The organism is Kitasatospora sp. NPDC059747, assembly GCF_042732955.1.
Lineage (GTDB): Bacteria > Actinomycetota > Actinomycetes > Streptomycetales > Streptomycetaceae > Kitasatospora.
In genome coordinates, this window is sequence record NZ_JBHWGV010000040.1 from 4,413 (window position 1) to 9,627 (window position 5,215).

The 5,215-nt window shown below is 72.5% G+C and carries 1 protein-coding gene; it reads right to left on the reverse strand.

What is annotated here, in order from left to right; translation table 11 throughout:
- Nucleotides 1-130 precede the first annotated feature (130 nt).
- Entirely contained in the window at nt 131-5,107 is a 4,977-nt protein-coding gene (locus ACFV4G_RS19160) for a hypothetical protein (protein WP_380441771.1), read from the reverse strand.
- Nucleotides 5,108-5,215 lie beyond the last annotated feature (108 nt).

A 5,215-nucleotide genomic window follows, 5' to 3' on the forward strand; every position in this document is an offset into this window, starting at 1 on the left:
TCCCCGCGCCCCCCCCGGGCCTGCGCCCTCTCCCCCCCCGGGCCCCGCGGGGGCGGCGGTGCGCGGCGCGCCCGGGCCCGGCCCCGGGCCGCCCGCGGGGGGGGGCCCACGGGCGTGGGACCCCCGGGTATTAGCCACGGTCCTCCCGGGCCCGCTCGGCCGCCCGCACTCGCCGGAGCAGTGCCGCCGCGTCCCCCAGTCCGGCTGCCTCGTAGACCCCGGGGTAGGCCTCCCTGATCAGCTCGATGTGGTGCCCGGCGATGACGAGCGCGATGCCGTCCGGCACGTCGTGCAGGTCGAGCAGACCGATCACCGCACTCGCCAGCTCGCCCGCGTTCCTGGCCCCGCCCCGCAGCATCGCGCGGTGGTGGGCCTCACGGCGGCCGTCCGGGACGGCCGCCTCGAAGGTAGCTCCGGGTATGTAGTTGGTGTAGGTGAGCAGGCTGTTGACGAACCGCTGAAGAGCCTGCGGGGACGTCTCGGCGCGTCCGTTCTCGGTGTCGTTCACCAGCACGGCGAGCTCCGAACGAGCCGTGTTCAGCCTCTCCCGGTGGTAGGGCTCGATCGGGATGACCCCGACGCGCTCGTTCTCCTGCCGCTCGGCGTGCCGGGCGACCCGCGCCAGGTTCAGCATGGCCTGGGGGATCCCCTCCCCGGTGACGGCCTGGCGGATCACGTCCTGGTGGACCACCCAGGAGGTGGTGTGCGCGCCCATCGTGCCCGAGAACGGGGACGGGCTGCGGCCCGCGAGGAGCACCTGCCGGATCACGCCGTCCGGTCCGAGAACGGCCTGCGTGGCGAGCGGAGACCGTGCCCGCTCCTCCTCCAGCAGGGCGTCCTCGTCCGGTTCACTGCTGTGATCGGTGGAAGCCGGCGTCCCGGAGTGCTCCGCGGCGGCCGGACCCGACGACGGACCGGGCGCGGCGCCCGCGGTCATCGGCTCGTCCAGCTGCATCTGCTCGAACTGCCCGACCAGATTGCCGAGGTCGGTGATCTCCTTCCTGAGAACGGGGATCTCCGCGCGCTCCTTCTTCGTGGTGAGGCTGCTGGTCAGCCGCTCCAAGCGACCCTCGCGGAGGCCCATGATCCGTTTCGCCTCCTGCACGTACTTGTCGGCCAGTTGCCGGACCGCCGGCCGGATCCGCATCGCCAACTGCACGGCCGCCCGCTCACGGCCCTCATCGCCGTGGCCCCACGCCGCGACGAAGGCATCCGGGAAGGCCAGTTCGACCGACCGGAGGTGCTGTTGGACGAGTTCGTTCATCCGCTGCTCCAAGCCGGCGGAGTCCGGCATGCCCGGGGCGATCCTGCCCAGCGTGTGCGGATCGGGTTCGGCCACCACCCAGGCCGCCGCCTGTGTGTCGAACAGGTCGAGGACCGCGTCCTGCAGATCCGCCTGCGTCCGGTTGACGGCGCGGTCCTCGAAGTCGGCCAGCAGCCGTACGGGACCGGCCTCGGCCTTGCCCTTGCCGGCCGTGGCCGGGCTGACCTCCCGCACGTTGATCGTGGTGAGCGGGATCAGCTCGCGGTAGTGCAGGTAGGCGTCCGCGAACTGCTGCAGCAGCGAGGTACCGAACTCCGGATTCCTCACCCGGGTCAGCAGGTAGTGCAGATCGCGGAGTTCGCGCTCGGCCTCCTCGAGCCTCCGCCGGTGCTCGGGCGGGAGGTGGTCGGTCAACCGCGCGCCGGGCAGCTCACGCACCGCCCCGATCAGGCCGGTGAGCCCGGTCACCGCGTCCGCGGGGCTGTGGGCCCGCAGCGTTCTGGTCAGAGCCGCGACCTGCACGGCGAAGGCCGTGGAGTGGTCACCCATCGTGCCGCTGTACGGGGAGGGCGGGCGGCCGACGACCGTGACGTTGGAGATCCTCCCGTCCGGGCCCGTTTCGAGCTGGGTCACCAGCCCCTGGGCACGCTCCGGCGCCTCGGGACGGTGGAGCAGGTCGCTCGCGTCGTAGTGGCTGCGGCTGCTGGAGTAGAACACCGTGACCTGGCGGTGGGCGGGGTCGCCGAACTCCACGGGAGCCTGCCGGCCTTCCGGGGTGACGATCCGCAACCGGATGCCCAGCGCGTGCGCCACCAGCGGCGCGAACATCTCTCCTTCGGCGGTCGCCCAGTGGGTCCGCCAGTTGGCGACGGCGTCCACCAGTCCCGCGTAGTCGTCCCGGGTGAGGTGAGCGGCCGGATCTCCCCTCAGGACGCGGTAAGCGTGAGTGATCTCGTTCGGCAGACCCTGCGGATCCCGAGCTGCGAGGTACTGTTCGACCACCCTGCGGAGGGCCTCGTGCTCTTCGAGCGTGTGGAGCCCGTGGTCGGTCAACAGCCCTGCCACGCCGCGCGGATCGCTGGTGGCCACCGCCCGCAGGAGACAGAAGCCGTCGGAATCGACGCTCACCAGGTTGCCGTTCTCCGGCTGCTCGCGATGCCCGCCCGAGGACGAACTCTCCTCCTGGCCGCCCGGACCCCCGAACCGTGCCGTGTCCTCCATCGGCCGCAGGTGGTGCTCACCCGGGCCGGCCAGGTGCTCCGCCGCGTGGTACCCCGGCGGGAGGTCCCCGGACGGCAGCTCGGTGCGGACGACCGTGCCGTCCTCGCCGAGGCGGTGGCCGACCCAGTGGCCCCCGGGCACCACGACGGGACGGCCGTGCGCGTCGATGCCGACGTCGGCGGCCACGAGCAGGTGTCCGGGCCCGTCCGGGTTCCCGTGGTCCGGCACGAACCAGACCGGGCCGGTGGCCGCGTGGATCTCCGGGGTGAGCCCGTGCTCGGCCAGGTGCGCCAGGACCTCGGCGACCTGGGTGTGGCCGCCCTGCGAGGCCAGGTCGCAGGCGACGAACCGCAGGGTCGTCCGGCCGTCCCAGCCGCCGCTCCGGTGCCACTCGACCAGCCGGTCGGCGAGCCGGCGGGGGCTCAGCGGCAACTGGGCGTCCTTGGTGTGCAGGGCGACCAGCCGGACGGCAGGGTCGTGCGGGAAGTGGGCCAGGGCGTCGGCGGTGGCCGGGTCCGGTGCCTCGCCCGCCGGCCAGAACGGCGCGTCGGCGCTGCCGGGACGGTCGGCGATGGGGTGCTCGGCGTCGGGGCCCGAATGCTCGCGCTGCCCGAACGACTGCGGCGCCGGCTTGCCCCACGCGCCCTTCGCCTGCGGCTTCACGGGCTGCGACGACGACTCGGGCGCCCCCGCCTCCGGCTTCTGCGACTCCGCCCCGGCGGTCGTCGCCGCGTCGCTCGGGCGAGCGACGGGCGCGACGGTCTTGTACGCGATCTGGTGGCGCTGCTTCCTCCCCCGGTCGTCCGTGACGGTGACGTCGAACGTCCCGTCGACGTGCTCGTACCCGTACGGGATGGCGACGTTGATCTTCGCGCCCCCGAACGTGAGTTCCCGGCTCGGCGGCACCTTGCCGTCGTCCTTCGGATAGGCGGCCACCACCCGGATCCCGGGGTACGCCTGGTTGAGGTCGCGGACGACGTCCTTGCAGCTCTCGCAGGTTCCCTTGGTGGAGAAGACGGTGAACGTCCCGGACACCTGGTTCTTCTCCTTGAAACCCCAGCTCTCCAGCTGCCGGTACGCCGCGTTCAGCAGGGTGACCTCGGCGTCCTTCCGCTGGTAGCCGAAGGAGTGGTCGGCAGCGGGCTTCCGGAGTTCGGCGGCCACCTCGTCCTCGGCCCGCGCGTACTCCTTCAACTTCTCGAAGGCCTGCTTGTGGAGGTCCGCCGCCCGCTTGTGCAACTCCGCCATCGTCTCCCGCGGTTCGTTCCGGGTCTTGGCGGCCTTCACCCTCTCCTGGATGTCCACGACCTGCCGGTGGAGCTCGACCGCCTCGCCATGGCGGGTCTCCGCCAGCTCGATCTTGTTCCAGAACTCGCGCGGATCCCTCGGCCTGCCCCCTTCGTCCTCCGTGGTCCTCTCCCGTGCGGTGGCGGCCAGCGCGACCGCATCGTCGATCTTCTTGGCGACCGCGGCCAAGTGCTCTCCGGCCGCCTCCCTTTCAGCGGGCTTCGTGACCCAGGTGTCCAGAGCCGTGAACGCGGACTTGTACCCGGCGACCGCCTCCGTCAGTCCGGTGGACGCGGCCTTGTGCTGAGCGGCCGCCTCGCGGAGCACGGTGGCCACCTTTTCGGCCCGCCACTTCTCCGCGCTCTGGTAACCCTTCCCCTGCTTGATCGCCCTCTCGTCCTCGGGCCAGGACTGCGCCTTCAGCTCGTCGAGTCGGGTCCGGTCATTGAGCTCGGGGAACTGCTTCGCGCCGTTGTTGGTCCGCTTCGACGTCCACACGTAGGGGTTCCCGGCCTTGTCCTGCCCCTCCAGGCGCAGGTGCCCGACGGCGAAGGTCATGCCCGGGTGCGGGCCCGGGAGGATCTCGTTGACCAGGGGCCTGAGCACTTCCTCGTCGGTCAGGACGACGGGCTTCGGGTCCTCTCCCTCCGGCGACAGGAGGACACCGTGGGCTTCGTGAGCTCCGTGGGCCGTGGTGGCGGCGGGGTTGAGGGCGAGCTCGATCAGGTCGGCTTCCGAGACGGGGTGGCTCGGCCCCTCCGGTTCGGGGTGCGGCTCGCCGGTCGCCGTGCGCATGAACTCCCGGAAGCCTCCGTACAGTTCCTCCTCGGCACGGGTGCGGCTGACCGGGTTGGCCGGGGCGGGGTGGCCGGCCTGCGGGTCGGGGCCGTACAGGCGCTCCAGCAGGGGCAGCAGTTCCGGGTCGTTGCGCCTGACCCAGTCGGCGCCGTTGTTGCGGGCCGACCGGGTGCTCGGGTCGTTCCCGTGGTTGGTGCCGAGGTAGGCGTTGCTCAGCTGGGCGAAGTACTCGTACTCGTCGGCCGAGGAGTAGTTGCCGACCAGCTCGTCGGCGGCATTGCGTCGCCCGCCGTCGGGCCACGCCGCGACGGGCTCCTCGCCGAACAGGTCGGTCAGCCCGTCCGCCTGGCGCTTGCCGCGGTAGGCCTCCCTGACGAGCGCGTGCTCGTCGCCCGTCAGGCCGAACTTGTGGATGGCGTGGGCGAGTTCGTGGGTGGTCGTGGAGTAGCCCTCGGGATGGGTCGAGGCCCGTCCGAGCGTCGTCGTCGCACCGAGGAGGTTCTCCTCCGTCACGACCACGATCTTCCTGGACTGCACGCCCCGGACGGTCCGCCAGGGCCGGCCGTGGGGCCCCCGGGGGGGGGGGGGGGGGGGCGCGCCCCCCCCCCCCCCGAGCGCGCCCGCCCCCCCGCAACAGTACCCCCC